We start from the raw sequence: 26086 nt of genomic DNA on the forward strand, positions 1-26086 counted from the left end.
CCCCCACTACGACCGGTGCGTTCACAGCATCGGCTAGTCAGGAACCACCACGGCGGAGTCGCCAAAGCGAGCCGTACCAGCACCGCATTCCTGGTCAGCGATCTCGTTACCCCGGCTCTCTTTCCCTGACCCGTCCTCGCCGCAGGGCCAGGCGGACTCCGCAGAGGCCCACTCCCCGGATGTCGTAGGCGTCCTCTCGCCCCCCCCAAAGCCCTGATCACTCTCGCCGAAGCCGCCGACTCGGCAATAAAGCTCGAATTCTCCCCAAGGCGGCCCCTAGCTCTGCGCCGCCTTCTCGCTCGCGCGACCTACTGTCGGCATCGGTGCGCGAGACCCGGCGAGTAGCTCTCTGCGGAAAGAATGGCCCCCTCGCTAGATCGACTCAGCGGCAACAGATTTGGCGATCATCGACGATGGTAGACCACCTCGGAACCGCCCGAGATCGCCAGCACCCGCCACGGAGCGGGGATGGCGGCGCGGCCGGATAGCGGCGGGCATCGGGTGATAACGGCCGCGCCGTGACGGAAACCACAATTCGATTGTTGAATCCTCGACAACCCCCTCCGGCCGGGGCTGATCGGGTGTCCAGTCGGTAAACGGGTGATCACGCGGCCGCTTCGTCGCAAACTTGATGTTGCCAAAGGTTAGCTGAATGGGTTTTCCTTAGCGCAGGGGAGAACGCCACCTCTGCCTGGATTCGGGCTGGAACTCGACGTGACAAGGATGAAATCGATGGGAAGGGTTGCGTTCAAGCGCGGCGGTGTCGCTGCGGTGCTGTGCACAGGCTCGATAACGGCAGGATTGCTAGCCTCCGGGCAGGGTATTGCGTCGGCCGACGTGGTCGCGGACAAGTCGCGGGTGGTCGACACCGATGACGGCTGGACGTTGACGGTCACCAAGACCTCGGAGACCCTGGACCGCTACCCGAACCTGGCCGCGACGATGTTCACCCGCGAAGGGTTCGTGTCGTTGAAAGCGATCGCCGAGGTCACCGGCAAGGGGGCTCAGCCGGTCAACGCCGCGGTGGTCAGCTTCGGCTACCAAATCGGTTGCCAGATCGACGTTTCCAGCGGCCTGACCACCAGTCTCGGAGCATCGTTCGGTCCCAACGCTTCATTGAACATCTCCTACCCGCCCAGCGTCAGCCTCGGCGTGAATGCCTCTGTCTCGCCGAATGTTTCGACCACCTTGAAGCCAGGGTCGATCGCGACCGTCCAATTCGGCAAGAAGGCCCTGGCCTCCGGGCGCGCGTCGATCGCGATGGATCAGGTCGAGGTGAAGGTCGACGCCTGCATGGGCCCGGTCTCGCTGCGCTCGTTCGCCACCGCGACCATGTCGACCCCTACCGCGGACAACACCACCACCGCCTACGGCGACCCCATCTGGCTCTAACCCGCACCAGCGCAACGCGTTAAGGAGAACACCAGTCATGACCGGTGACCGCACCGCCGCCGAACCGAACAATGCCCCGCTGGCACCCGTTGCGCTGCTGGCCGGGCTGTTCCTGCTCATCGCCGCGTTCGCCCACCTGGACCGGATGCCGAGCTGGGCCGACGACTACGGCGCGATCCTGGTCTATCTGGCGTTCTTCCTCTACATGTCCATCGCGGGTCGCCTCACCTGGTGGGGCCTCGACACCGTCTACGCGCAGATAAAGGCGCGCCGGAGCGGCCGATGAACCGCCGGACCACGTCCGCTCGGCTCGCGGTGGCCGCGGTCGCGGCAGGTGCGGCGGGTATCGGCGTCGGATTCGCTTCCTTCGCAACACCGTCCGCGTCCGCGGTCCCGTGTGCGGAATGGCAGCAGATGCACCCCGGCTGGCCCTGCGTCGACACCCCCTCACTCCCGCCGGCACCGCCGCCGGGTCCGCCCACCACCCCTCCGGCATTGCCGGAACCGGCTCTGCCGGGCCAACCTCCGAGCGCTGACGGCGGCGGAAGCCAGGCCGGAGCGTTGATACCGCCGCCGGTGCCGCCCGGCAGCGGCGCCCCCATCGTCGCGGCGCCGGGCGCGCAGACGCCCGTCCTGCCCGGTAGCCCACCGCAGGTGACTCCAGCACCGGGATCCGTCCCCGATGAGCCGCCGCTCCGGCCGGTCGAGGCGCCGCGGCGGCCGCAGACGGTCGCGTCGGTACCCGCCGAACCGGCGCCCGTGGCCTCGGTGCCGCCGTCGCCACCCGTTCCGGTCGGCGGAAGTGATTCCGGCGGAACAGGTTCCGGCGGGAAGATCCCGCTGCTCCTCCTTACCGGTGCCGCCGCGTTCCTGGCGCCGTTGGCTCGCGGGTCGAGGACGGGTCTCGGTTCATTACTACCGGCCCGGACCTTCGTGCGTGACGGTTTATCGTCCTCGCGGCAGGCCGCCGTGGATTATGCCGAAGCGTACGTGATGAATCCGAACCCCGAATACCCGTTCTACGACTCCGATTCGCAGAGCGACTGTGCGAATTTCGCCTCGCAGGTATTGGCGGCGGGCGGTTTCTCGCAGATCATGTCCAGGGACACCTTCAACGACCCGAACGACAACGACCCGAACGCGTGGTTCTCGGCATACGACGAGAATGTATTCGGCCGGGATTGGGAAGATTCCCGAACCTGGACATATGCGCCCGCGTTATTGCGATTCCTGCTCACCAACGACGGGTCGAAGGGCGGGCCGAGGGGGAAGCTGTCGGGCGGGTTCCGCCGGGACAGCGTCGACACCGCGCCGGATCCCAACCTTCCGTCCAAGCTGGGGCTCCAGCCGGGCGATCTGATCTTCTACGATCACGGCGACGGCGAAACGCCGGACGGGCGCATGGATCACGTCGCCGTATATGTCGGCAAGGATTGGATCACCATGCCCGACGGAACTCGGGTGTGGGGCGACGTGGTCGACATGCACACGAGCAATCGCCGGCACGAACCATGGTGGCTGCCGAAGTATGATTCGTCGAACGTCCCCATCGACTATCTGTTCGCGCATATGACGTATCCAGGTGAAGGATGAGAGATGACTGCTAGGCGGAAAAAGGTGGTCGCGATTGTGCTGGCCGCTGTCGTTCTGGTGGTCTCGGTCGTCTTCGGCTATTACTGGTGGTTGTTCGGCAAGCCGGACTGGTATTGGCACGGGCCGTCCACGATCGCGGTGTCCGGCAAGCGATTCGAGCTGAAAGGGCCGATTCCGAAGTCGCGAGAGGTGCGGTGCCTGGGGAAGACATCGATTCCGCTGACCGGTCTCGAGTATTGCCGGGTGGATCCGCCCGAGGCGTCGATGGCGGCGCTGTTCTGGTACGACGGCGAGGTCTACACCTTCAATATTCAAGACCCGCTGTAGTTCCGGTAGGCCGGGGCGGGAGCCGGGCTGGGAAGTAAGGTCGAGCCGACCGCATACTCCGAGCCTGTGAAGAGGATGGCGCCGATGCTGGCTGATGAGGTTGTCGCGAAGTTCGACTCCGTCGATACGACTGCTATCTGTGACGCGGATAAGTCGATTCGAGTGTTGGACAGCGGGATTCGGGCACGGTCGGCGGCGGTGCGGATCGCGGGGACCGCGTTCACTGTGCAGTGTCGGGGCGACTTCTTCGGGGTGCTGCGGGCGATCGAGTCCGCGTCGCCGGGGGAGGTGATCGTTGTGGACGGGGGCGGGCGTGAGATCGCTTTCGCCGGCGAGCTATTCGCGCGTGGGGCGCTGGCGCGGGGGCTCGGCGGAATCATCATCGACGGGGGATACCGGGATATCTCGTATGTCCGGGGCTGCGAGCTGCCGATCTACAGCCGGTTCATCACTCCGATGGCGGGTACCACCGCTCAGCTCGGTGAGCTACAGATTCCGGTGACCTGCGGTGGTGTTCCGGTGTCGCCGGGGGACGTGATTCTCGCCGACGAGGAGGGAATCATCGTGATCGAGCCCGAGCGGGTCGAGGCGTTGCTCGATGCCGCCGCGGCCACCAAGGAAGCCGAGGCCAGGGTGGTGGCGAAATTGGATGCGGGCGCGACCTTGAGCGATGCGGTGAACGTTGCCGCGCACACCGAGGCCCTGACCCGCGGCGAACGTTCGACGCTTCAGTTCCTGGTCTAGAGTCGCGGCCCGAGCTCCCGGATGACCTGGACGAGCAGGTCCGCCTCGGGGGCGGTGATGCGCCAATTCACGAAGGTGGGACGGAGTGCGGTCACGCCTCGATAGGTGGTGGTGCCGACGTAGACGCGGCCGTCTTCGAGGATGGCCGCGCCGAGGCGGGCGTTGAGGGAGTCCAGGTCGGAGTCCGGGACGCCTGGCGGGCGGTAGCGGAAACAGGTGACGCACAACTGGACCGGGGCGAGTAGTTCGAAGTCGGGCGCCTCGTCGACGATTCGGCCCAGGTGGGCGGCCACGTCGAGGTGGCGCTCCACCATATCCCGGTAGCCCGCACGACCGTATGCGCGCAAAGTCGCCCAGATGGGGAAGGCCCTTGCGCGCCGGGAGGATTCGGGGCCGTGCATGTTGTAGCTGAGCTGTTCGTCATCGAGGGTGGGCAGATAGGCGGCGCCCCAGCCGCCGAAGGTCTTGCCGAGGATCGAGCTGTCCTTGACGAACGAAAACCCGCTCTCCTGCGGGACATTCAGCCACTTGTGCCCATCGGCGGTAATCGAATCGGCGCGTTCGACCCCACGGGCGAGATGCGCGGTGCGTGGCGAGATCGCCGCGAACAGGCCGAACGCGCCGTCGACGTGCAGCCAGGCGCGGTACTGCTCGGCCAGATCGGCCAGCTCATGAATCGGGTCGGAATCACCGGCGTTCACCTCGCCGAGGTTGCCGACGATCACCGCCGGCGCACCGTCGAGTTCGATCAGCGCCCGCTCCAGCGCGACCAGATCGATCCGTCCGGTCTCGTCACGGACATAGGTGCGCAGGGTATCTCGGCCACAGCCGATGACCTGCAATGCCTTACGTGTGCTGGCGTGAACGTATCCGCTGGTCAGCACCGGCATCTGCGGCAGCCCCAGCAGCCCCTGGGCGACCACGTCCACTCCGTGCCGATCGGCCCACCAGTAGCGCGCCGCCGCCAATCCGGTCAGATTCGCGAAAGTGGCACTGGGCGTGAGCACTCCGCCGAAGTCCCGCGGCAGCCCGAACAGATCCTTCAACCACCCGAGCACGACGGTCTCGACGCGCGACGCGAGCGGCGAGGTGACCCACAGTCCGGCGTTCTGGTCCAGCAGCGCGGTCGCCCAGTCGCCGGCCATCGCCGCGGGGGTCGCCCCGCCGACCACGAGATGGAAGAAGCGCGGTCCGGTGGAGTGCACGGACGCCCGCGTCCCGACCGCGAGCAACTCCTCGATCGCGGCCAGCGCGCCCCCGCCCTGCTCCGGCAGTGGCCCGCCGAGCTCATCGATGAGCGGGTCGGCGGCGGCGTCGCGGACCACCCGCTCGGGCAGGCTCTCCAGGTACGGCCCCGCCGCCCGGTGCACCAAGGCCAGCGCCTGCGCCGCGAGGTCCTGTTCGTTCAGCGGATCACCCATGCCCCACCGAACCGCGCCCCGGCCCTGTTTGTAAATAGCCAGTCGGCCAAGGTGATTGGTCCGGCCGGACCGCGGCACGCCGAAGCGGCAGCTGATCTGGGGCCCTCGGCCGGACCGTGCGCCCGCCGAAATCACCTCGTCGAAATTTGAGTGTCAAAGTAACTTCATAGGAGACTTCAAGTAGCTGGCTACACTGTGGTCCGTGACAGCGGACCTGCCTGAAGCGGACCTGGGTTATCGCCTGCTCGCCGAGCTCCGCACGGTATCCGACCAGCTGGACGCCGCATTGGTGAGCGTCCTGCGCGAGCTGGATCTCACCGTGCCCTCCGCGAATGTGCTCTGGCACCTCGATCCCGCGGCCGCGCTGCCGTCGATGTCCGAACTGGCCCGGCGCACCTGCAGCGACCCGTCGACGGTCACCTTCATCATCGACAAGCTGGAGAAACGCGGCACGGTCGAGCGACTACCCGGTCCGGACGACAAGCGGGTGAAAGTGGTTGCCCTCACCGCCGCCGGGGCGGCGCAACGTGAGCAATTGGTCGAGGCGATGACCCAGCATCTGCCCTTGCGCCGGCTGTCCGCGCGCGAGCAGCGGCAGCTGCACCGGCTGCTGGCGAAGGCGACGTCCACCGCTTGACCGGCGGCGAGAGCTGTTAGCTATCAATATGTTTCGCTACCCCGCCGCGGTCATCGGCGAGAATCTTTCTGGCGCTTGGAGTTACGAAAGCCCCGCTAATCTGAACCCATGATCACGCTCAAGAAAGAAGACGGCGCCGCGGATCTCGCCGGCGTCACCAAGCTGAGTGTCGGCGTGAGCTGGGATCCTTCGGCGGGGACCAGCGGCGGGGCACTCGGTTGGGCACGCCGGAAGAAAGGCGTCGACCTGGACCTGATCGCCATCCTCATGCAGGGTGCCGAGCCGGTCCGCTTCGCCGGCCTCGACTCCCTCGACCCGCTGGGCAACGGCTCGGTCCTGCACAGCGGAGACGAGCAGACCGGTGCCGCGGCCGGTGACGACGAGACGGTTCATGTGACCTTCGCCGACGTCCCCGGCGGTATCGACGCCATTATCTTCGTCGCGGCCGCCTTCAAGAAGGGGAGCTCGTTCGAGAAGGCGAACAACATCAGCTTCAAGGTCTACGACGCCAGCGGCGGCAGCAGCCAGCAGGTCGCCGACATCTGGCCGTCGCTGCTCGGCGCGGACAACGCCAACGCCGTCGCCCGCGCCTTTCGGTCCGGCAGCACCTGGCAGCTGGAGGTGCTGAACCGCAAGGGCAAGATCAAGCAGGGGGACAAGCAGGCGCTGCTGCGCTTCGCGATGGCGTAGCGATCGGGTCAGGTGGTCGAATTCGCCGCTGAACCAGCGGATATGCCGCTCGGCTGACCTGCGCACGGCCTGCGCGGCGTCCTGGTCGATGGTGTGCCCGCCGAGGGTGTAAAGCCGGTCTTAGGAGTACGGTTCGAGCCCGTCGACGATCCGGCGCACCACGGCCGCTGAGAGCGGGATGTGCTTGGGGAAGTTGCGCTGGAACGTGACCCAGCCGGGCGCGAGGCTGCCGGTGATGGTGTCTCCGGTGAGCAGGGTGCCGTCGGCGGTGCGCGCGACCGAACTGCCGGGCAGGTGGCCGCCGAGCTGGATGAGGTCGACGCCGGGCAACGGCTCGGCGCGGCCCGTCCAGAAGTCGAGTACCGGGTCGGGGCCGCGGAATCCATTCCCGGTCCGCGGCATTCACCAGCACCGGCGCCTTATCGAACGCGTGGCTCCAAACTCACCTGGGCGGCGAACATGTGCGGATGGCTGGCGGCGATGACCGCTACGCCGCCGAGTTCGCCGACCAGGGCGACGATCTCGTCGTCGATATAGGCGGGCGGATCCCACAGCAGATTCCCGTGCGGCGTCCGCGCGAGGAACGACCAGTGCCCGATGGCGAATCTCGGTTCCCGGCGCAGGCTGTGCACACCGCGTCCATGGTCCCGATGTTCGGTGGTGTGTGCCTGCCGGGCCGGTTCGGCGTGGTGGGCCACTCATTCGATGTGTTCGGTGGTGGCGACGGAGACGGGGGCGCCGGCGAGGAAGACGTCGAGGAGGAGGTCTTCGTCGTGGTAGCCGGCCAGGGCGGACAGGCCGTGGGTGGTGCGGGCGATGGCGTGCACGTGGTCGCCGGAGAGCGGGTATTCGGGGACCTTGCGGCGCCAGTGCACGCAGAGCAGGGCGCCGTTGGGCTCGAGGTGGTCGACGGCGTGGGTGAAGGCGGTGCGCAGGCTGACCGAGTCGAGGTAGTAGCAGACCTCGCTGAGCACGATCAGGTCGAAATGTTCGTCGGGCCAGGGCTCGCCGAGCGCCCAGCGGCGGAATTCGACTGCGCCGCGCTCGGATTCGTGCAGCCGGTCGATGCGTCGGCCGGCCGACTCGAGCGCCTGGGCGGCGATGTCGGTGCAGACCAGGCGATCACAGCGCTCGGTGAGTTCGGCGGAGAGGGTGCCGATCGAACAGCCGGGCTCGAAGGCGTTGTGGTAGCGGGCCTTCGGCAGCGCGGCCATGGTGAGTGCGCGTTTGCGTCGCTCGTACCAGCGGGTGGTGAAGCCCCACGGATCGGGATCGCGGGCGTACATGTCGTCGAAATAGTCGGTGGCGAGCCCGGTTTCGCTCATACGAAGTACGTTTCTGTGTTGCCGGTGAACCGGTCCAGCACGTGCGGCGGCAAGATCGGCTGGTCGGCGGGATCCTCCGACATGGGCAGGATCTGGCTCTGGAATTGCGCGATGGCCCGCAGCTTGGCGTCGATCGCCGGGCCGGGCAAGGTCAACGTCCGGGCGCGACTGCCGGGGACCACCGGATGTTCCGGAGTTGCCCAGTGCCACATCCACACCGGGAACTCCAGTAGCCGGGTCGCGGTGCCCGCGCAGGCCGCGGCGGCGGCCCGGCCGACCGCCTCGTGATCGGGATGACCGTCCCGCCGCCAGGTGGTCGCGCACCACGCGCCCGCGTGACCGCACTCGGTGAGGATGCGGGACAGCGCCTCGGTCACCGCCGCCTCGTCGGCGGCCACCTTGCCGTCGCCGATGCCGAGCCGAATCGGTGGTTCGACCCCTAATTCCGCTGCGGCACGGCGAGATTCCGCCACCCGCAGAGTCGCCAGTTCGGCGGGCGAACAGGTGGGGGAGCCCGGGTGCGAGGCTTCACCGTCGGTCACCGTGACGACCGTGACCGGCAGCCCGTGCGCGCGGGCCAGCGCGATCAGGCCGCCGACGCTGAGCACCTCGTCGTCGGGATGCGGGGCGACGACGATCAAACGCCGCCAGCCGGTGAGGGATAACTCCGGTCGCCGGTTGCGCCACCGGGTCCAGGTGCGCTCCGGAGTGCCGCGGGCGGCTAGGTCGATCAGTGGTTCGGCAACCATGAGAACTCCTTTTCCGCGTAGTCACGGCCAAGATCGGCCAGATCTCGCTCCGCATGACTCTGGCGGAGATAGACGGTGAGGTCGGCGACGCGGCGCGCGTGCTCGGCATCCGCGCACAGCGGTCCGGCGCCGAGTGCGCGCCCGACCCGATCGATGGTCGCCGACGCCGCGTCCTCGACCACCGCCCGCACGGCCCTGGCGCGCAATCGCGCGGCACCGGTCCGGTCGTCCGGGTCGGCGTCGATCTGGCGCGCGGCGTCCGTCAAACACAGTGCGGCGGCGTGCAATCCGCTCATGACCGCACCGAGATGCGCGAGGGCGTGTTCGTCGGTGGCGCGATCGTGCAGGGTGCGGGCGACGGCGCAGGCGCCGCCGTACCAGCAGGCGGCGACGCCGATCGCGCCGTGCCAGAACCCCGGTCGCGTCAGATACGCGCCGGGCTCGCCGACGGGCTCGGCGGCCGCGTCGGTGAAATCCACCGCGCCGGAGTCGGATTCCGCCATGCCCACGGCATGCCAGGTGCCGGGCACCGGGCGAACGGCAGGCTGACCGAGATCGACGGCGAACAACCGGCGCTCGTCCCCGGCCCGCGCGGTGACCAGGGCATGCGTGCAGATGGTCGCTCCGGAGCACCACGCCTTGCGCCCGTCCAGCGTCCACCGGCCGGCCTCGAATCGCGCCTGCAGTACCGGCTTCGGCGGCTCGGCGGCCCATACGCCCCAGAGCTGACCGCGCTCGACGACTCCGCCGCCGAGCTCCGCCAGAATCGCCTCGGCATCCGCGTGCGCCTCCACCATCCGCCCGACCACCACATTGCCGAAGGCGAAATCGGCGAGCGAGCGCCAGCGGTCGAGGGTGCGTCCGGATCCGGGATAGGGCAGCTGCAGACGTCCGGCCTCCGCGAGCCGCCGGAGCGCGCTCGCGGTCGCGGTGGGAGCGGTATTCAGGATGTCGGTGGGCGGCATCAGGCGCTCCTGCTCTCGGCACGATAGGCGTTCTCCAGTCGCCGCAAATGCGCAGCGAACCCCTGGGGCGCGCGGCCGACCCGGCGCGCGGAGGTGGTGACCAGGACGTCCTCGGCCCACGCGAGGCGCGCACCGCCGGCCGCCATCCTGGACACCAGATCGACGTCCTCGCCGGTGCGCAGGTGCCGGAAGCCGCCGATTCGCCAGTACGCGTCGGCCCGGAAGCCGAGGTTCGCGCCGTGGATGTGGCCGTCTCCGGTGCGGTATTCCTGCTCGTATCTTTGCCGGGTGCCGGCGGCGTGATCGGCCCAGCTGCGCACGCCGACGATCCCGGCGACCACGTCGTTGCCCGCGTGCGCGTATTCGAGCTGGGCCCGCAGCCACCGCTCGTCGACCTCCGAGTCGGCATCCGTTGTGGCGAACCAGGTCTCGGCCGCGCAGTTCGCGCCCGCGTGGGCGAAACCCAGCGCACGGGCGGCGCCGACATTGCGCTCGTCGACCTTCATCACCGCGACATTCGACGGGGGTACGTCGGCGGAACCGTCGGTGCACGCGTCGAGCACCAACTGGACCCGCACCGGAACGTCGACCCGTCCGGCCGCGCGCGCCAGTGCCGACAGGCAGGCGGGCAGCAGCCGCTCCTCGTTGCGTACCGGGACGACAACCAGGATCCGCGACACGGTGGCACAGGAATCGACAGCGTCCGGCCGATCGGCAGGCGGAATACGGACTCTGTCGCGGGGACGGGAGTCGGTCATGCCCTGCGGCTACCCGGTGGCGGCCCGGGCAAACGGACAGCGAGTTTCGATGTGGTGAACCTCGCTGGGCTGCTTGGGCCGCGCGCGGGCGGGTATGACCGCCGCAGCGCGCCTTTCCAGTGGGCGCGAACGACCAACAGGAGGACATCATGCTGGGTCTCGGGATTATCGGGTGGATCATCATCGGCGGCCTTGCCGGGTGGATTGCCAGCAAGATCATGAAGACGGATGCTCAGCAGGGCATTCTGTTGAATATCGTCGTCGGCATTGTCGGCGGTCTACTCGGCGGCTTCCTGTTGAAGCTGCTCGGCGTCGACGTCGAAGGCGGCGGGCTCTGGTTCAGCTTCTTCACCTGCATCGGCGGTGCCGTGATCCTGTTGTTCCTGGTCGGTCTGGTCACCGGCCGCCGAGTTTCTCGATGACCACGGCCGCCCAGCAGAACCGACTATGACGCGGAGGAGTCGAGGATGACCACGGTTGCGGAAATGATCGTCAGTGCGCTGGCGGACGAAGGCGTCACCCACGTCTGGGGTGTGGTCGGCGACGCGCTCAACCCCATCACCGACGCGATCCGCCGGGAGGATCGAATCGAATGGATCGGCGTGCGACACGAAGAGGTCGCCGCCTACGCGGCCGGTGCGCAAGCCCAGCTCACCGGCACCATCGGGGTGTGCGCGGGCACCGTCGGCCCCGGTTCGATCCATCTGCTGGGCGGTCTCTACGACGCCAAGAAATCCCACGCCCCGGTGCTGGCGATCTGCGGGCAGGTACCGACCTCCGAGATGGGCAGCGAGTACTTCCAGGAGGTCGACAACGACGCGGTCTTCCGGGATGTCTCGGAGTTCACCGCGACGGTCACCAGCGCCGCGCAGCTGCCCCGCCTGCTCGAACAGGCGGTGAACGCGGCGGTGTCGCGCCAGGGCGTCTCCGTGCTGACCATTCCGGGCGACATCGGTGGCCTGAAGCTGGACACCGACGTCCGCCCCCGGTTCGTCGCACGCGACCGGACGACGGTGCCCGGCGCGACCGAGATCGCGCAGGCCGCGGAGACGCTGAACAAGGCGGACAAGGTCACCCTGCTCGTCGGCATCGGCGCGCGGGAAGCCCGCGACGAGGTGCTGCGGCTGGCCGAACAGCTCTCCGCGCCGATGGTGCTCACCATCAAGGCGAAAGAGGGCCTCGAACACGACAATCCGTATGCGGTCGGGCAGACCGGTCTGATCGGTAACCCCGCCGCCAATTCGGCGCTCGAGGACTGCGACGTGCTGTTCATGGTCGGCACCGACTTCCCGTATCGCGATTGGTATCCGACCGGCAAGACGGTCATCCAGCTGGACTCGCGGCTCGACCACATCGGTCGCCGCACCCCGGTCGATGTCGCGCTGGTCGGCCACACCGGCCCCACCCTGCGTGAACTGCTGCTCAAACTGGATACCAAATCGTCCGACAAGCACCTGAAGAAGGCGCAGACCGAGTATCAGCGCTGGACCGGGCTCCAGCAGCGGCTGGCCGAACCCAAGCACGACCGCAAGCTCCTCGGCCGGATCCGCCGGCACCTGGACAACCCGGACCAGCTGATCCGCCCGGAAGCGGTGGCCGCCGCGGTGGACAAGCACGCCGCCGACGACGCGATCTTCACCTCGGACACCGGCATGTCCACGGTGTGGCTGTCCCGGTTCCTCAGCCTGCGCGGCTCGCGCCGGCTGCTCGGCTCGTACAACTTCGGATCCATGGCCAACGCCATGCCGCAGGCGCTGGGCGCGCAGATCCTCGATCGGGACCGCCAGGTCGTCGCCTTCTGCGGCGACGGCGGGTTGATGATGCTGCTGGGGGACCTGCGCACCGCGGTCACCTACGACCTGCCGGTCACACTGGTGGTGTTCAACAACGGACGCCTCGGCATGGTCAAACTCGAGCAGGAAGAGGGTGGCCTGCCCGAGTTCGGCACCGTGCTGGACAACCCGGACCTGGCCGCGGTCGGCGCCGCGATGGGCCTGCAATCGCGGCGGGTCACCGATCCCGAGGATCTGGACGAGGCGGTGGCGGCGGCCTTCGCCGAACGCAGGCCCGTGCTCCTCGATGTGGTCACCAACCCCGACGAGATCTCGGTCCCGCCGAAACCGACCTTCGACCAGGCGTGGGGCTTCGCCATCGCCAAGGTCAAGGAGAGCCTGGAGAGCCGGACATAACGGGCTACCGGCCGCGGTGAGCTGCGGCCGGTCCGATCATCGGCGGATCCCATGACAACGGGTCTCGGAATGGTTACTGTCCGAGAACATTCCAAGGTGATCGGGGTGGGGCACGGTTCGTGTCTCTGCGTGTCCCGATGATCTGTTCGAAATCGGGAGAACGCGTGAGATTCACAAGAGCTGGTGCGCTGCTCGCGGCGGCGCTCATGGCCACAAGCCTGGGGCTGACCGCATGCTCGTCGGACGACAGCGGCGATGCCGACATCGTCACCACCAATGCCGGCGAGCCGCAGAATCCGTTGGTGCCCACCAATACCAACGAGAACATGGGCGGACGCGTCGTCGACCGGCTGTATTCGGGGCTGAAGTACTACGACGCCAACGGTGTCGCGCACGACGAGCTCGCGCAGAAGATCGAGACGACGGACCGGAAGAACTACAAGATCACCATCAAGCCGGACTGGAAGTTCTCCGACGGCTCGGCGGTGACCGCGAAGTCCTTCGTCGACGCCTGGAACTACGGCGCCCTCGGCAGCAACGCCCAGTTGCAGAGCTACGTCTTCGCGCCGATCGCCGGCTTCGACGAGGTGCAGGCGAAAGACGCCAAGGTGCAGACGATGTCGGGGTTGAAGGTGGTCGACGACCACACCTTCACCGTGGCGTTGAAGCAGCCGTCGATCGACTTCGAGACCGAGCTCGGTTACGCGCCGTTCTACCCGCTGCCCGAGGCCGCGTTCAAGGACATGAAGGCGTTCGGCGAGAACCCGATCGGCAACGGCCCGTACAAGTTCGCGAAAAACGGTGCGTGGCAGCACAATGTGCAGATCGACCTGGTCGCCAACCCGGACTACAAGGGTGGGCGCCCGGCCAAGAACAAGGGTCTGCGGTTCGTGATGTACCAGACCTTCGAGACCGCCTACGCCGATCTGCTGGCGGGCAACCTGGACACCCTCGACGTCATTCCGGACAGCGCGATGGCCACCTACAAGAAGGACCTCGGCGATCGGGCGATCACCAAGCCGATCGCGTACAAGGCGGCCATCGGCATCCAGACCAACGCGCCGCACTTCGGCGGCCAGGAGGGCCTGCTGCGGCGCCGGGCGCTGTCCATGGCGATCAACCGAGAGCAGATCAGCCAGAACATCTTCCACGGCCTGCGGCTGCCCGCGCGTGACTTCACCGCTCGCACCCTGCCCGGGTTCAACGAGAACCTGCCCGGCGTCGAGGCGTTGCAGTACAACCCGGAGGAGGCCAAGAAGGTGTGGGCCCAGGCCAACGCCATCTCCCCGTGGTCGGGTACCTACGAGATCGCCTACAACTCCGACGGCGGTCACCAGGGCTGGATCGAGGCCACGGCGAACAGCATCAAGAACACGCTCGGCATCGAGGCCGTCGGCACGCCGTACCCGACGTTCAAGACCATCCGGGACGCGATCAACGCCAAGACCATCGGCAAGGCGTTCCGCTACGGCTGGCAGGGTGATTACCCGACCATGTTGCAGTTCCTCACCTCGCAGTACTACAGCTTCTCCGAGGGGAACAACGTCAACTACGACAACCCGGAGTTCGACGCTCTGCTGAACGCGGCGCTGGCGGCGCCGACGCTGGAGGAGTCGTACAAGATCGTCGGCCAGGCGCAGGCGTTGCTGATCCGGGACATGGTCGACATCCCGATGTTCGATTACGTGGCCGCCGCGGGCCGCTCGGACAAGGTCAAGAAGGCCGAGCTGGCCTGGAACGGCCTGTTCGACTTCGAGGGCATCGAGAAGTAGTACCGGCCGATCGTGGAAGCCCGCCGACGCGCGTTGCGCCGGCGGGCTTTTCGTTTCGGGTCAGCCCTGCGGTGTTGGTACGACGATCATTTCGGCGATGTTCACCCGCTTCGGCGCCGTGACCGCGTAGGCGATCGCGTCCGCGATGTCCGCGGCGACCAGGGTGCCGATATCGCTGCGCCAGCCGGCGAGGACGGTCTTCTGGTCCTCGTCGAGCATGCCCGCGCCGAGTTCGGTGCTGACGAAACCGGGTTCGATGGTCTTCACCCGAACCCCGCGCGGGCCGAACTCGGTGCGCAGGGTGCGGGTGAGATGCGCGACGGCGGCCTTGGTCGCGCAGTAGACGCCGTAGTTGGGGAACGGCACGTGCCCGCCGATCGAGCCGATGTGCACCAGGTCGGCCCGTTCGCCGTTGCTCGCCGCGGCGAGCAGGTCGTCGATGAAAGCCCTTCCGGTATAGAGCAATCCGTTGAGGTTGGCGCCGATCATCTGCTCCCACTCGTCGGTCTGCGCCGACTCGAACGGCGCCCCGAGCATGACGCCCGCGTTGGCGACGACCAGATCGACCGGACCGAGCGCCGCCCGCACGGCCGCCGCGGCATCCCGCACCGACTGCTGCACGGCCACGTCGGCAGGCACCACGAGCACCTCGCCCCCGATCCGCGCGGCCAATTCCTCGAGCCGATCCTTACGCCGCCCCAGCAGCGCGACCTTCGCCCCGTCGGCCACAAGCCGCTGCGCGGTCGCCGCGCCGATCCCACTGGAAGCTCCGGTGACGACCGCGACGCGGCCGGTGAGATTGTTTGTCATGCGGACAACATTCGCGCTGGTCAGCGGGTTGTGCCAGGGGGTGGAACTCCTGGTAGCGAGAGGACCACCCAGCCAACCGGACCGCCCACCTACGCCCGACGGAGGGACTCGCGGACATCGCGGACATCGCCGGTTCGGTGAGCGGTCCGTTTCCTGGCCGGGGTGCGGGTGGCCGGCCATACTCGGGCGAGGGCGTTGCGGTCGGATGGATCTGCGCCGATTGCCGGGAACCTGGTTCGCGGAGCCGGTGGCCGAGCTAGCCTCGGTATGCGGGCGGTGGCGCGAATTCGATTGTGGCTGGACCTGATTGGGGCGATGGTGACCGGAGAATCGACGGCGGCGGGCGAACTGCTGGCGGCGGCGCGTGCGTTCGCGCCGGAGCTGGCTACGCGACGGCAGGAGATCGATGCGGCGCGGCAGTTGCCGCGTGACATCGTCGAGCGGCTGCGCGCCATGGGTATCTACGGGATGGGGTTCAGTGCCGAGCTCGGCGGGCCGGGGTTGACCTCGCTCGAACAGCTGGAGGTGTTCGAGGCCCTGGCCTACGGCGACACCGCCACCGGGTGGTGCGCGATGATCGGGGCGGCGACCGGCATCTATGCCGGGTTCCTCGACAAACAGGCGCTCGCCGAGCTGATCCCGACGCACGACCTGATCACCGCCGGGCTGATCGCGCCGGCAGGCCGGGCGGTGCGGACCGACGGCGGCTATCGGCTGACCGGTCGCTGGAATCTGGGTAGCGCGATCAACCACGCCGATCTCGTGGTGGCCGGCGCGCTGATCTTCGACGGCGACGAACCGGCGATGGCCGACGGTGCGCCGATCGCGAAGATGTTCTTCATGCGCCGCGATCAGGTCCAGGTGTTCGACACCTGGGACAGCACCGGCCTGCGCGGCAGCGGCAGCAACGATTACGCGGCCGACGACCTGTTCATCCCCGAACATCACTGCTTCGATTTCTACGAACCCAGAAGCGGCAGCGGCAAACTCGCCGAACCCGAGACCCTGGCCCGGGTGATGCCCGGCATCCCGCTCGGCGCGACGCGGGCCGCGCTGGACTACGTCCGCGAGCTCGCGCGGGGCAAGGTCATCGCGGCGACCGGGCAGAAGTGGGCGGACAACTATCGGGCGCAGTACATTCTGGGCGAGTGCGAGATGGAGTACATCGTCGCGCGCGGCGCGGTGGTCGACAGTCTGCGCACGCTGTGGGATGCGTTGGACGAGAACCGGTTTGCCGATCTCCCGGCGGACATCCGGATCCAGACCCTGCTGACCCGGACCCATTCCTACCGTGCCTGCCGGCGCATCATCGCCCGCCTGTGCGAGCTGGTCGGCACCGAATCGGTGTACAAGCCGAGCCCGCTCGACGTCTGGTTGCGCGATATGAGCACCATGACAACGCATCTCATGGCGCACGACCAGATGATCCAGACGGCGGGTGCGTTCCTGCTCGGCGGGCGGCCGGAGTTCCCGCTCGTGCTCGGCGTGCGTTAGTCGACCCGCTTGACGTATCGGTGGCACGGCACATCGATGGTGCCCGCCGGGCCGTGCGCTTCGAGCGTGAACGGGCCGTCGTCGGACCAGCCGTTGTTCGCGTAGAACCTGCGGGCGCGCGCGTTGCCCGGCACGACGGCCAGCCACGCTCGCCGATGGCCGTTGTCCCGCACGCGGGATTCGGCGGCCGCCAGCAGGATCGGGGCGATGCCGGCGCCACGATGATCGGCGGCGACGTAGACCTGATTCACCTCGTCGTCGATCACCATCACGAACCCGGCGATCGCATCGCCCACCGTCGCCACAGTGGTATTCGAAACGAACTGCGCCGCACGGGTATCGAAGGATTCGCGGGTACGGGCCACGATCAACGCGTCCGGCACGTTCCCCAGATGCGCGTCGCCCCACCCCGCGGACCAGATCTCGGCGACCCGCGCCGCATCCTCCGGCCGCGCCGCCCGCAGCACCACCGCCGCAACACCGTCCACCATTTGCGCACTCTACGAGATGGCGCCGCAGGTGCGCACCTACCTCGGTATCCGCACCGGTCAGCGGCAGCTGGATGAGGTGCGGGAGCTGGTCGCGGTCGATGCGTCTGCTGTCGGCAGACACCGGGGCATGTGCCCGTGCACACGCGATAGACCTGACTCATGATCGAAACATCGCACCTGGACTACCGAGGTCAACTAGCCGATCGATTGTTCCGCCACCGGACCATCCAACTGACCGGCGAGGTCGACGACGCGATGGCCGAGCGGGCCTGCACCGAACTGGTGCTGCTGGCCAGCGAGGACAACAAGCGCGACATCGTCATCTACATCAACTCGCCGGGCGGGTCCGTGCTCGCCGGGCTCGCCATCTACGACACGATGAAGCTGATCCCCAACGACGTGGTCACCGTGGCCGTCGGTTTCGCCGCGAGCATGGGGCAGGTGCTGCTCGCCTCCGGCACCAAGGGCAAGCGAATCAGCCTGGCGCACAGCCGGATCATGATGCATCAGCCGTCGGCCGGCATCGGCGGCACCGCCATGGACATCGCCATCCAGGCGGAGAACCTGGAGTACATGAAGCTCCAGTCGGAGCAGATCCTCGCCGCGGAAACCGGCCATTCGCTGGAGGAGATCCGCACGGACAGCGACCGCGACCGCTGGTTCACCCCGGAGCAGGCGCGCGAGTACGGCATCGTGGACGAGATCGCGGCCGGCTTCGCCCAGATCGCACCCTTCACCAACGCACACCGAGCGGGGTTGTGACCATGTCCCAGTACACGATTCCCCATGTCATCGAACGCACCCCGAACGGCGAGCGCTCCTTCGACGTGTTCAGCAGGCTGCTCAACGACCGAATCATCTTCCTCGGCACCGAGATCGACGACGGCGTCGCGAATGTCGTGATGGCGCAACTGCTGCACCTCGAGTCGGAGTCGCCCGATCGCGAGATCAGCCTCTACATCAACTCGCCGGGCGGCTCGAACACGGCGATGCTGGCCATCTACGACACCATGCAGTTCATGCGCACGCCGGTCGAGACCTACGCCATGGGTCAGGCGGTCTCGGCGGCCGCGGTGCTGCTGTCGGCGGGCACCCCAGGGCGGCGCTATGTGCTGAACCACTCCCGGGTGCTGCTGCACCAGCCGTCGGCGCAGGGGCAGGGCACCATCTCGGACCTGGCGTTGCAGGCGGCGGAGGTGATGCGGATTCGCGCGCAGACCGAGGCCATCCTCAGCAAACACACCGGTCAGAGCGTCGAACAGCTGCGCAAGGACACCGCGCGAGATCGGGTGTTCACCGCGCAGGAGGCCGTGGAGTACGGCCTGGCCGACAAGCTGATCTTCACCCGCGACCGCTGACGCCTAAGCGGCCAGCAGGTGGACGCGTGCCTCGGCGATCGGGCGGCGGCGCAGCTGCCGCAGCGCGCCCAGTCGCCGGGCGCCGCGGAACAGCAGCGACTCGACCGGCATGCCCAGCGCGTCGCAGATCGAATGCAGCATCTCCGAGGACGCTTCCTTGCGTCCCCGTTCGATCTCGGACAGGTACTGCTTGGACATGCCGACCGCGGCCGCGACCTCGGCCAGCGTGCGGTCCTGATCCTGGCGTTCGTCGCGCAGGACCTCGCCGTAGACGGAACGCAGCAGCGGCGAGACCGGCGCGACCGGGCGGTGCTCGGGTGCCTCGACCCGGCCCCGGCGCGGTTCGCCCCGACGGTGCGCATCGAGATCGACTACGACGCCATCCTCTTCTGCTGCCATGTCGACGAGTCTTACACCTCGCGCCGCTGATCAGGGCCGTGTTCGCCCACGGCAGACAATTACGCCGCGACGAGCGTCAGCCGGGCGGCGCAGGCGCGCAGCAGGTCGAGCAGGGCCGGGTCGTGGACGGCGAGGCGACCGGTCGTGCCGATCGCGGCCAAGGCGCCGACCAGCGCGCCGTCGGCGGCGTGTACGGGCACGGCGAGCGCGCTGCGGCCGACCCGGCACTCGTCGACCTCGGTGGCCACGTTGGTGGCGGCGATCCGGCGCAGTTCCTCGGTCAGCAGGGCGGCGGAGGTGATGGTCGTCGCGGTGACTCTGCGCAGCGGACCGGCGGCCAGCTCCGGATGCGCGGCGAGCAGGAGCTTGCCGATCGCCGAGGCGTGCAGGTGCGTGCCGAGCAGCTGCTCGCCGCCGAGTTCGTGGTCGGGGTCCTTGTCGATCAAGCGAACTCGGTTGCCGGTGAACGCGGCCAGGTGGATGCCGAAGCGGATCTGTGCGCGCAGCTCGTCGAGGACGTGGCGGTTGTCCGCGGGTGGCGGTGCGGCGCCGGCGAGTTCGCGGGTGCGGCGGCCGAGGGCGAAGCCGGACAGGTCCTCGATGCGCACCAGGTAGCCGTCGGCGACCAACAGGTTCAGCAGCCGGTAGGCGGTGGCGGGTGGGATACCGGTGTACGCGGCAATGCTTTTCGCGGTGGCGCCGGAGCCGAGCCGGGCCACCGCCTCGAGCAGGGCCAGGGCCTTCTGCACGGCGCGCGGTTCGTGGCCGCTCGGCGCGCCGGGGCGCTGCTGGGTGGTCATGGCCCGCTGGCGTCGGTGTGTCGCGTGCCGACCAGGGCGACGGTGCCGCGCGCGTTGACCGCGAAAACGCCCGCGCCGGGCAGGACATCGGCCGATTCGGGGCTGTCGAAAACTCCTATGGTGGTGAGGGTTCGGGGGTGAGCGTGGCGTAAGTACCGGTGCCACAACCGGCCTGTCGCCGCCACCGCGCCGGCGGTCGCGGCGAAGGCGAGAATGTTTTCCCGGGTGCCGAATACGAGCAGGGCGCCGAACATCGCGACGATCGCGGCGCTGCCGATCAGGGCGAAATAAGCGTCCCGAGGACGTATTTCGTGTATTCGCCGCAGGAACCGCACCGACGCCACCGCGACCAGGACATAGGCGGCGGCGAGTGCGGTGCGCACGACCATCTTCGCCGCGTTCGGCACGCCGTCGAGTGCGACGAACACCAGCGAGCCCGCGGCCACGGCGAACACGATCGCCGCGAGCGCGACCTGCGGGGTGCGCAGGCGCCGGTGCACGCGGGTGAACGCCCGCGGCAGCACGCCTTCCAGGCTCATCGAATAGACCAGCCGGGACGCGGCATTCGACGACGCCATCGACGACGCCAGCCACGAACAGGTGAGGCCGAGGTCGAGCGCGACGACCACGAGCGGACTCACCCCGGTCGCCGTGCCGTGCAGGTAGGCGTTGACCAGCACACCGGCCCGCCCGGACCAGGCCGCCCAGGCCGCGAAGATGAACAGCGCGCCGCACAGCACCGGGGTGAACAGCACGGTGCGCGGCACCGTCACCAGCGGCCGCCGGGTCTCGGGCGCGAAGAACGTGGCGCTCTCGAAACCGGCCAGCGCGAACAGCGCCGACAGGGCCACGAGCAGCACCCCGGGTCCGTCGGTGCTCGCCGAGGTGATCGGTACGTCACCCGGTGCGCCGGACAGCAGCATCAATCCGGCGATGAAGGTCAGCGAGCACGCCTCGACCGCGAGGATCACCACCGCGGCGAACCGCACACCCCGCACGAGTGCCCCGCCGATGGCCAGCGCGATCGTCAGATAGCCTGCCGCCACGCCCCACCCGTGCAGGTGGACGCCGAGCTGTGCCGCGACCGCGCGCGCCGACTGTCCGCCGAAGTACATGGTCAGCGCCGCACTCCCGAGGTATTTCACCAGCATGCCGACGCCGCAGGTCAGCGCCGCCCGGGTGCCCAACCCCTGGAACACGAACGTGTACAGTCCGCCGGACGCGGCCAGCCGCCGGGCGAATTGCGCGACGCAGCCGGCGATCAGCGTGGTCACCACCGTCGCGACGGCGATCGTGAGCAGTCCGGGCAGCAACGTCTCGTGGCTGAGCATGGTGACCGGCAGCAACACCATGGACGCGGCCGGCGCCGTCGTGGCGACCGACTGACCCAGCAGTTCGGCGCCGGACAGCTGCCTGCGCCCCAGGGCGCGCAGCGGCGAAACCGCGGGGCGCTCCGGCTCACCCGCCGAGAAGGACCGCGCTACGGCGTCGGCCAGAGCAGTCATATCAGCCACACCTCCGCACACACTCGTGCGGTGAGGCTATCGGCGGCGCGTTTCGCGGATATTGCGCCGGCGCTTCGGTTGTCCGTCGGCGAGTGGGAAAAACCGGCCGCGGCGCTCCCACTCGACGATCGGTGAATCGTTGCCTCGACGTAGCGGCCTCGACTCGCGTCCGCCCGACGATATTTCCCAGCACGGACATCTCGGCGGATGGAGCTCGAATTGACTGTCACCAGGCGATCTTTGATACAGGGCCTCGGCGTGACCGGTGGTGCGGGACTGGCCTACGGCGCACTGTCGACGCTCGGCCTGGCGCCCGCCGCGGCCGAGGCGCCGCGGCGGTTCGACCCGCCCGCGCGGGGCGATCTGATCGGGCGGGCGTCCGGCAAGAACTCGGTGGTCGTGCTCGGCGGCGGACCGGCGGGGCTGTGTGCGGCCTATGAACTACGCAAGGCGGGCTACGACGTCACGGTGCTGGAGGCCAGGCAGCGCCCGGGCGGCCGGGTGTGGTCGATCCGCAACGGCACCAGCGAGACCGACCTCAACGGCGAAACCCAGCACTGCACGTTCTCCGACGGGCACTTCTTCAACCTCGGCGCGACCCGCATCCCGCAGGGGCACATCACCCTGGACTATTGCCGCGAATTGGGCGTCCCCATCCAGCCGTTCGGCAATCAGAACGCGAATACGCTGGTGCACTACAAGAGCGACACCGCGTTGTCCGGTCAGCCGGTGCAGTACCGGACGGCGAAGGCCGACACGTACGGGTATCTGGCGGAGCTGTTGCAGAAGGCGGCGTCCAGGGGAGCGCTCGACGACGTGCTGTCGGCGGCGGACAAGGAGGCGCTGTCGTCGTTCCTGCGGGACTTCGGCGACCTGTCCAGCGACGGACGCTACCTCGGATCCCCGCGCCGCGGTTACGACGCCGAGCCCGGCGCCGGCCTGAACTTCGGTACGCCGCGACAGCCGTACCCGATGTCCGACGTGATCCGCGGCGGTCTCGGCCGCAACTTCAGCTTCGAATTCGACTACGACCAGGCCATGATGATGATGACCCCGATCGGCGGGATGGATCGCATCTACTACGCCTTCCAGCGCAAGATCGGCACGGATCGGATCAGGTTCGGGGCGGCGGCGACCGCGCTGCACAATACGACCGACGGGGTGCGGGTCGAGTTCGTCCAGGGCGGTAGGAAGCAGGCCGTCGACGCGGACTACTGCGTGTGTGCGCTGCCGCCGAATCTGGTCGGCCGCCTCGCCAACAACCTTCCCGCGGACGTACTTTCGGCGCTGAAAGCGGCGGTGCCGGTGTCCTCCGGCAAGCTCGGCATCGAGTACTCGCGCCGCTGGTGGGAGCTGGAGGACCGAATCTACGGCGGCGCCAGCAACACCGACCAGGACATCGCCCAGATCATGTTCCCCTACGACCATTTCAACGCCGATCGCGGCGTGGTGGTCGGTTACTACAACACCGGCAAACGGCACCAGGCGTTCGAATCGCTCACGCACAAGCAGCGTTTGGCCAAGGCGGTCGCCGAGGGCAAGACAATCCACGGTGAGAAGTACGGGCGCGACATCAGCTCGTCGTTCTCCGGCAGCTGGCGGCGGACCAGGTATTCCGAAGGCGCGTGGGTCGGCTGGTCCGGTAGCGACGCGCACGGCGGTGTCGCCACCCCGGAGTACACCAAGCTGCTCGCGCCGGTCCAGCGCATCTACTTCGCCGGCGATCACCTGTCCAACGCGATCGCCTGGCAGCACGGGGCTTTCACCTCCGCCCGCGACGTGGTGACCGCGTTGCACACCCGCGTCGCCGCCAGCTGACCTCACCCGAAGGAGCACCCGAATGATCCGACCCTATGCCGCCGCCGCGCTTGCCGTCGCCGCGTTCGCACTGACCGCATGTTCCGCCGACGCCGAGCAGGCGACCACGGACACGTTGCGCACCAAACCCGTTCTCGAAGCAGGACAGGCGAATCCGATGATCGCCCAGGGCGTGGTGATCGCCAATGGCGCCACGCTCTACAAGACCAGCGGCATCGGCCCCTCGGTGACCAACAAGGCGGCACGCGAGGGCAGTCCCGAGTTCTATATCGACCCAGCACAATTCACCGGCGGAGTGTTACCCGCGGGCGTGACCGTCACGGAAGCACAGGGCATGGCGGTGCTTTCGCGGATCAAGGAGAACCTGGAGGCACAGGGGCTGGCCCTGGACAACGTGACGACCATGCGGGTGTTCCTGGACAACGCGCCGGGCACCGACCGCGCGGACTACGCCGGCTGGAACCGGGCCTACCGCCAGTACTTCGCCAATACCGATCTGGACAGCGGCGACACCGAACTCGTGCCGCTCGGCACCGCGGCGCCTGCGGCTCCGGTGGTCCGCAATGCCGCACGACCGACCCGCTTCGCGCTCGAGGTCGCCAGCCTTCCGGTCGCCGGGTGGCTGGTCGAAGTGGAAGTGGACGCCGTCTACCCGGCGAAGGCGACCGCCTCCTAGCTCAGGCGCCGTTGCCGCCGATGTATTCGATGCCGGTGATGATGTCCGGATCGATCACGATCAGCTGATTGTCCACGGATTCGGATCGGAGGTGGACCTGGTAGTGCGCGAGTTCCTGCTGGTCGGTGACGGTGTCGGCGATGCCGGTGATGATCACGCACCGGCCGAGACTGGTGTGGTGATCGATGGTGTCGACCTCGTAGGCCACGACCTGACGGTGCAGCGTGCGGATCATCGCCTGGTCGGCGGCGATCACGATGCAGCCGTCCACGACGATGTGCCGGACCGGGCGGATCGTGGGTAAAGCATGCCGAGAGAACGCGATACGGCCGAATCGGACGGTGTGCAGCAGGTCCAAGGAATCCTCTACCGACAGCTCACGCGTCTCGCTTGCGCGGTGGGCGGGCATGTCCCCATTGTCCCACCTGTCGTGGATCGGTTTCGGGGCATGGATGTCGATGGCGAAAAATGCACGAGTATCCGTAAAATTGAGCACACGCCGTGGGTCCCGAAGTGTGGCTCTGAGGTGGCGTCGAGCCACGTTGTCATCGAGGAGGACCACATGCCATATTCCGCTCGGCTCGGCTACACCGGCAGTTCCACCCGGGTGCGCCTTCCGCACCGAGCTGTCGAATCTCCCCGCGAAACACCCGATAGCAGTGCGGAATTCGCGGACGCCAGTGATCGTCTGGTCCGGCACCTGTTCGATGTGGGTCTGCAACTGCACCATGTGCTCGACGACCTCGACCCGGTCGCGCAGCCTCAGGTCCGCGAGACCGTCACCGCGCTGGTCGAGGATCTCGACATGCTGATTCGTGACGCCGGGTTGGCGATGCTGGCACTCGCCAGCCAGCGGCAAGGACCACCGGCCGCGGACGGCCAGGTCCCGCGCGCCCGTCTGCGCCGTCGCTGATCGCCGCCCGCGCTCGAACGGGTGCGGTGTGCGTCGAGGCGGTGGTGCGCCCGGTGGGTGGGATGGGCGGTCGACGGGAGCTCGGGGCGCGTGTTACGACGGGCGGTGTGAATCCGATTGGGCCGCTCGGGGCCGCCGACGAAGGCTTCAACCATCAGATTGTCGATACCGTGGCGACGGTCGGCACCAGTGACCTGGCGTGGACCGAGAAGGTATGCGCGATGGCGTGCGCACCGGATGGCTCGGTGCAGTTGGGGTTCGGGCTGGGGCAGTACAAGAATCGCAATGTGCTCGACGGGTATGCGGGGATCTCGCGGGGTGTCGAGCAGGTGACGGTGCGCGGAAGCAGGACGTTGATGCCCACGCCGGAAGCGCTGTCGGTGGGCCCGATCCGGTACGAGATCGTGCGGCCGCTACAGCGGATTCGGTTCAGCCTGGCGGAAAACGACTGTCAGCCGGTGGCTTTCGAGTGGACCTTCGAGGCGGCGTTGCCCGCACAGCTCGAGGATCGCACGCACATGCGGCGTGGCTATCGGGTGATGTCGGACCTGGTGCGCTATCACCAAATCGGTACTGCCTCTGGGTGGGTCAGCATCGACGGGGTGCGGACCACGTTCGAGGACTGGGTGTCGACCAGGGATCACTCGTGGGGTGTGCGCTACGACGTCGGGGCGCCGCTCGGCGATGTGGAGTCGATGGATCTGCCGCCGGAGGTGTCGTTCCGGATGATCTGGGCGCCGATCCTGATGACGTGCCCGGACGGGTCACGGTACGGACTGCACCTGCACTACCAAATCGTCCAGCTGGACGGGTTTTTCAGCAAGACGGTGATGGGCGGCATCGAGCACGCGGACGGCCGGTTCGAGAAGTGGAAGGATCTGGTGCCCGACCTGTCCTTCGACCCGGACAATCGGCGACTACGTGGCGGGGAGATCCTGGCGATATCCGAATCAGGCGCCGAGCGCGTGCTGAAGCTGGAGGCGGTGTCGGACACCGGGTTTCACCTCGGCGCCGGCCTCTACTTCGGTTTCGAAGGCAGGCACCACGGGTCCTGGCTCGGCCAAGGACTGCACGTAGACGGCGAGCGGATCGAGGACTGCTCCACCTACGAATCCGCCCGCCGCTTACATCAGATCCGCGACACCGTGGTCCGGGTGACCGATTCCACCGGTGCGATCGGGATCGGCAACTGTCAGCCGATCATCACCGGTGGTGACGAATCACTCGGCCTGACCAAGGAGTCGTCATTCATGTGAGTTG

The 26086-nt window shown here is 67.9% G+C and carries 30 protein-coding genes; 17 read left to right on the forward strand and 13 right to left on the reverse strand.

All coding sequences use genetic code 11. The annotated features are described in order from the left end of the window. The first annotated feature begins 732 nt into the window (after nucleotides 1-732). From ACFQ9K_RS38080 to ACFQ9K_RS38100, 5 genes are all read left to right on the forward strand, one after another. Nucleotides 733-1392: an MspA family porin gene (locus tag ACFQ9K_RS38080; RefSeq protein ID WP_378717745.1), complete on the forward strand. Its 660-nt coding sequence runs from the start codon at nucleotides 733-735 to the stop codon at nucleotides 1390-1392. Nucleotides 1393-1429: 37 nt separating this feature from the next. Continuing rightward, nucleotides 1430-1678 (forward strand): hypothetical protein, encoded by a 249-nt coding sequence (locus ACFQ9K_RS38085; RefSeq protein ID WP_378717744.1) that lies wholly within the window; start codon nucleotides 1430-1432, stop codon nucleotides 1676-1678. After that, on the forward strand, nucleotides 1675-2985 hold the full coding sequence (locus ACFQ9K_RS38090) for an amidase domain-containing protein (RefSeq protein ID WP_378717742.1): 1311 nt from the start codon (nucleotides 1675-1677) through the stop codon (nucleotides 2983-2985). Before ACFQ9K_RS38085 ends, ACFQ9K_RS38090 begins: the two co-directional genes overlap by 4 nt. Before the next feature lie 3 nt (nucleotides 2986-2988). After that, complete coding sequence (locus ACFQ9K_RS38095; protein WP_378717741.1) at nucleotides 2989-3312, forward strand: hypothetical protein; 324 nt, start codon at nucleotides 2989-2991, stop codon at nucleotides 3310-3312. A gap of 84 nt (nucleotides 3313-3396) precedes the next feature. Next, a complete protein-coding gene (locus ACFQ9K_RS38100) occupies nucleotides 3397-4056 on the forward strand; it encodes an RraA family protein (protein ID WP_378717739.1) in 660 nt (219 codons plus the stop codon). Here ACFQ9K_RS38100 and ACFQ9K_RS38105 read toward each other — a convergent pair. Beyond that, nucleotides 4053-5477, reverse strand: a complete 1425-nt coding sequence (locus ACFQ9K_RS38105) for a pyridoxal phosphate-dependent decarboxylase family protein (protein WP_378717738.1) — start codon at nucleotides 5475-5477, stop codon at nucleotides 4053-4055. The two genes, ACFQ9K_RS38100 and ACFQ9K_RS38105, sit on opposite strands and share 4 nt — an antisense overlap. A 202-nt stretch (nucleotides 5478-5679) precedes the next feature. Here ACFQ9K_RS38105 and ACFQ9K_RS38110 point away from each other — a divergent pair, with 202 nt between their 5' ends. Beyond that, entirely contained in the window at nucleotides 5680-6114 is a 435-nt protein-coding gene (locus ACFQ9K_RS38110; RefSeq protein WP_378717737.1) for a MarR family winged helix-turn-helix transcriptional regulator, read from the forward strand. Nucleotides 6115-6222: 108 nt separating this feature from the next. Then, complete coding sequence (locus tag ACFQ9K_RS38115; RefSeq protein ID WP_378717736.1) at nucleotides 6223-6804, forward strand: TerD family protein; 582 nt, start codon at nucleotides 6223-6225, stop codon at nucleotides 6802-6804. 120 nt (nucleotides 6805-6924) lie between these two features. Here the strand turns inward: ACFQ9K_RS38115 and ACFQ9K_RS38120 are convergent, their stop codons facing one another. From ACFQ9K_RS38120 to ACFQ9K_RS38145, 6 genes are read right to left on the reverse strand one after another with little or no spacing between them, the layout of a single operon-like run. Beyond that, nucleotides 6925-7206, reverse strand: a complete 282-nt coding sequence (locus ACFQ9K_RS38120; RefSeq protein WP_378717735.1) for a hypothetical protein — start codon at nucleotides 7204-7206, stop codon at nucleotides 6925-6927. Between the two features lie 17 nt (nucleotides 7207-7223). Further along, nucleotides 7224-7502, reverse strand: a complete 279-nt coding sequence (locus ACFQ9K_RS38125; protein WP_378717733.1) for a hypothetical protein — start codon at nucleotides 7500-7502, stop codon at nucleotides 7224-7226. Next, the gene (locus tag ACFQ9K_RS38130; RefSeq protein WP_378717731.1) at nucleotides 7503-8129 is read right to left on the reverse strand and encodes a class I SAM-dependent DNA methyltransferase; all 627 of its coding nucleotides are present in this window, start codon (nucleotides 8127-8129) and stop codon (nucleotides 7503-7505) included. Then, a complete protein-coding gene (locus ACFQ9K_RS38135; protein ID WP_378717729.1) occupies nucleotides 8126-8878 on the reverse strand; it encodes a PIG-L deacetylase family protein in 753 nt (250 codons plus the stop codon). The genes ACFQ9K_RS38130 and ACFQ9K_RS38135 overlap by 4 nt, the downstream gene beginning before the upstream one ends. Further along, nucleotides 8860-9843: an acyl-CoA dehydrogenase family protein gene (locus tag ACFQ9K_RS38140; protein WP_378717728.1), complete on the reverse strand. Its 984-nt coding sequence runs from the start codon at nucleotides 9841-9843 to the stop codon at nucleotides 8860-8862. The genes ACFQ9K_RS38135 and ACFQ9K_RS38140 overlap by 19 nt, the downstream gene beginning before the upstream one ends. Then, nucleotides 9843-10601: a glycosyltransferase gene (locus ACFQ9K_RS38145; protein WP_378717726.1), complete on the reverse strand. Its 759-nt coding sequence runs from the start codon at nucleotides 10599-10601 to the stop codon at nucleotides 9843-9845. Before ACFQ9K_RS38145 ends, ACFQ9K_RS38140 begins: the two co-directional genes overlap by 1 nt. Before the next feature lie 149 nt (nucleotides 10602-10750). Between ACFQ9K_RS38145 and ACFQ9K_RS38150 the strand changes: the two genes are divergently transcribed. The 3 genes from ACFQ9K_RS38150 to ACFQ9K_RS38160 all read left to right on the forward strand — a co-directional run bounded on the left by ACFQ9K_RS38150 (nucleotide 10751) and on the right by ACFQ9K_RS38160 (nucleotide 14562). Next, nucleotides 10751-11023 carry a GlsB/YeaQ/YmgE family stress response membrane protein gene (locus ACFQ9K_RS38150; protein ID WP_150402629.1) on the forward strand — a complete coding sequence of 91 codons (273 nt, stop codon included), beginning with the start codon at nucleotides 10751-10753 and terminating at the stop codon, nucleotides 11021-11023. A 45-nt stretch (nucleotides 11024-11068) separates the two neighbouring features. Continuing rightward, nucleotides 11069-12790, forward strand: coding sequence for a thiamine pyrophosphate-dependent enzyme (locus ACFQ9K_RS38155; RefSeq protein WP_378717724.1), 1722 nt, complete (start codon nucleotides 11069-11071; stop codon nucleotides 12788-12790). A 206-nt stretch (nucleotides 12791-12996) separates the two neighbouring features. Then, on the forward strand, nucleotides 12997-14562 hold the full coding sequence (locus ACFQ9K_RS38160; RefSeq protein WP_378717792.1) for an ABC transporter substrate-binding protein: 1566 nt from the start codon (nucleotides 12997-12999) through the stop codon (nucleotides 14560-14562). A gap of 60 nt (nucleotides 14563-14622) precedes the next feature. On the opposite strand, the gene ACFQ9K_RS38165 is transcribed toward ACFQ9K_RS38160, so the two are convergent. After that, nucleotides 14623-15372 (reverse strand): SDR family oxidoreductase, encoded by a 750-nt coding sequence (locus ACFQ9K_RS38165; RefSeq protein WP_378717723.1) that lies wholly within the window; start codon nucleotides 15370-15372, stop codon nucleotides 14623-14625. Nucleotides 15373-15687: 315 nt separating this feature from the next. Here ACFQ9K_RS38165 and ACFQ9K_RS38170 point away from each other — a divergent pair, with 315 nt between their 5' ends. Next, nucleotides 15688-16866 carry an acyl-CoA dehydrogenase family protein gene (locus ACFQ9K_RS38170; RefSeq protein WP_378717722.1) on the forward strand — a complete coding sequence of 393 codons (1179 nt, stop codon included), beginning with the start codon at nucleotides 15688-15690 and terminating at the stop codon, nucleotides 16864-16866. Here the strand turns inward: ACFQ9K_RS38170 and ACFQ9K_RS38175 are convergent. Then, nucleotides 16863-17357, reverse strand: a complete 495-nt coding sequence (locus tag ACFQ9K_RS38175) for a GNAT family N-acetyltransferase (protein WP_378717720.1) — start codon at nucleotides 17355-17357, stop codon at nucleotides 16863-16865. The two genes, ACFQ9K_RS38170 and ACFQ9K_RS38175, sit on opposite strands and share 4 nt — an antisense overlap. Before the next feature lie 159 nt (nucleotides 17358-17516). Here ACFQ9K_RS38175 and ACFQ9K_RS38180 point away from each other — a divergent pair, with 159 nt between their 5' ends. Both ACFQ9K_RS38180 and ACFQ9K_RS38185 read left to right on the forward strand, forming a co-directional pair. Beyond that, nucleotides 17517-18119, forward strand: coding sequence for a ClpP family protease (locus tag ACFQ9K_RS38180; protein WP_150402634.1), 603 nt, complete (start codon nucleotides 17517-17519; stop codon nucleotides 18117-18119). 2 nt (nucleotides 18120-18121) lie between these two features. Next, the gene (locus ACFQ9K_RS38185) at nucleotides 18122-18715 is read left to right on the forward strand and encodes a ClpP family protease (RefSeq protein WP_378717719.1); all 594 of its coding nucleotides are present in this window, start codon (nucleotides 18122-18124) and stop codon (nucleotides 18713-18715) included. Between the two features lie 3 nt (nucleotides 18716-18718). Here the strand turns inward: ACFQ9K_RS38185 and ACFQ9K_RS38190 are convergent, their stop codons facing one another. From ACFQ9K_RS38190 to ACFQ9K_RS38200, 3 genes are read right to left on the reverse strand one after another with little or no spacing between them, the layout of a single operon-like run. After that, nucleotides 18719-19114: a helix-turn-helix domain-containing protein gene (locus tag ACFQ9K_RS38190; protein WP_378717717.1), complete on the reverse strand. Its 396-nt coding sequence runs from the start codon at nucleotides 19112-19114 to the stop codon at nucleotides 18719-18721. Between the two features lie 59 nt (nucleotides 19115-19173). Continuing rightward, nucleotides 19174-19914, reverse strand: a complete 741-nt coding sequence (locus ACFQ9K_RS38195) for an IclR family transcriptional regulator (protein WP_378717716.1) — start codon at nucleotides 19912-19914, stop codon at nucleotides 19174-19176. Next, the gene (locus ACFQ9K_RS38200) at nucleotides 19911-21419 is read right to left on the reverse strand and encodes an APC family permease (protein ID WP_378717714.1); all 1509 of its coding nucleotides are present in this window, start codon (nucleotides 21417-21419) and stop codon (nucleotides 19911-19913) included. The genes ACFQ9K_RS38195 and ACFQ9K_RS38200 overlap by 4 nt, the downstream gene beginning before the upstream one ends. A gap of 243 nt (nucleotides 21420-21662) precedes the next feature. Between ACFQ9K_RS38200 and ACFQ9K_RS38205 the strand changes: the two genes are divergently transcribed. Then, a complete protein-coding gene (locus ACFQ9K_RS38205) occupies nucleotides 21663-23237 on the forward strand; it encodes a flavin monoamine oxidase family protein (protein WP_378984307.1) in 1575 nt (524 codons plus the stop codon). A 22-nt stretch (nucleotides 23238-23259) separates the two neighbouring features. Then, nucleotides 23260-23913: a Rid family hydrolase gene (locus tag ACFQ9K_RS38210; RefSeq protein WP_378720149.1), complete on the forward strand. Its 654-nt coding sequence runs from the start codon at nucleotides 23260-23262 to the stop codon at nucleotides 23911-23913. 1 nt (nucleotide 23914) lies between these two features. Here the strand turns inward: ACFQ9K_RS38210 and ACFQ9K_RS38215 are convergent, their stop codons facing one another. Then, a complete protein-coding gene (locus ACFQ9K_RS38215; RefSeq protein ID WP_378720151.1) occupies nucleotides 23915-24322 on the reverse strand; it encodes a pyridoxamine 5'-phosphate oxidase family protein in 408 nt (135 codons plus the stop codon). Nucleotides 24323-24361: 39 nt separating this feature from the next. Here ACFQ9K_RS38215 and ACFQ9K_RS38220 point away from each other — a divergent pair, with 39 nt between their 5' ends. After that, entirely contained in the window at nucleotides 24362-24826 is a 465-nt protein-coding gene (locus tag ACFQ9K_RS38220; protein WP_378720153.1) for a hypothetical protein, read from the forward strand. Between the two features lie 107 nt (nucleotides 24827-24933). Then, complete coding sequence (locus tag ACFQ9K_RS38225; protein WP_378720155.1) at nucleotides 24934-26082, forward strand: hypothetical protein; 1149 nt, start codon at nucleotides 24934-24936, stop codon at nucleotides 26080-26082. Nucleotides 26083-26086: the final 4 nt, after the last annotated feature.

The organism is Nocardia sp. NPDC056564 (assembly GCF_042793755.1).
Classification (GTDB): Bacteria; Actinomycetota; Actinomycetes; order Mycobacteriales; family Mycobacteriaceae; genus Nocardia.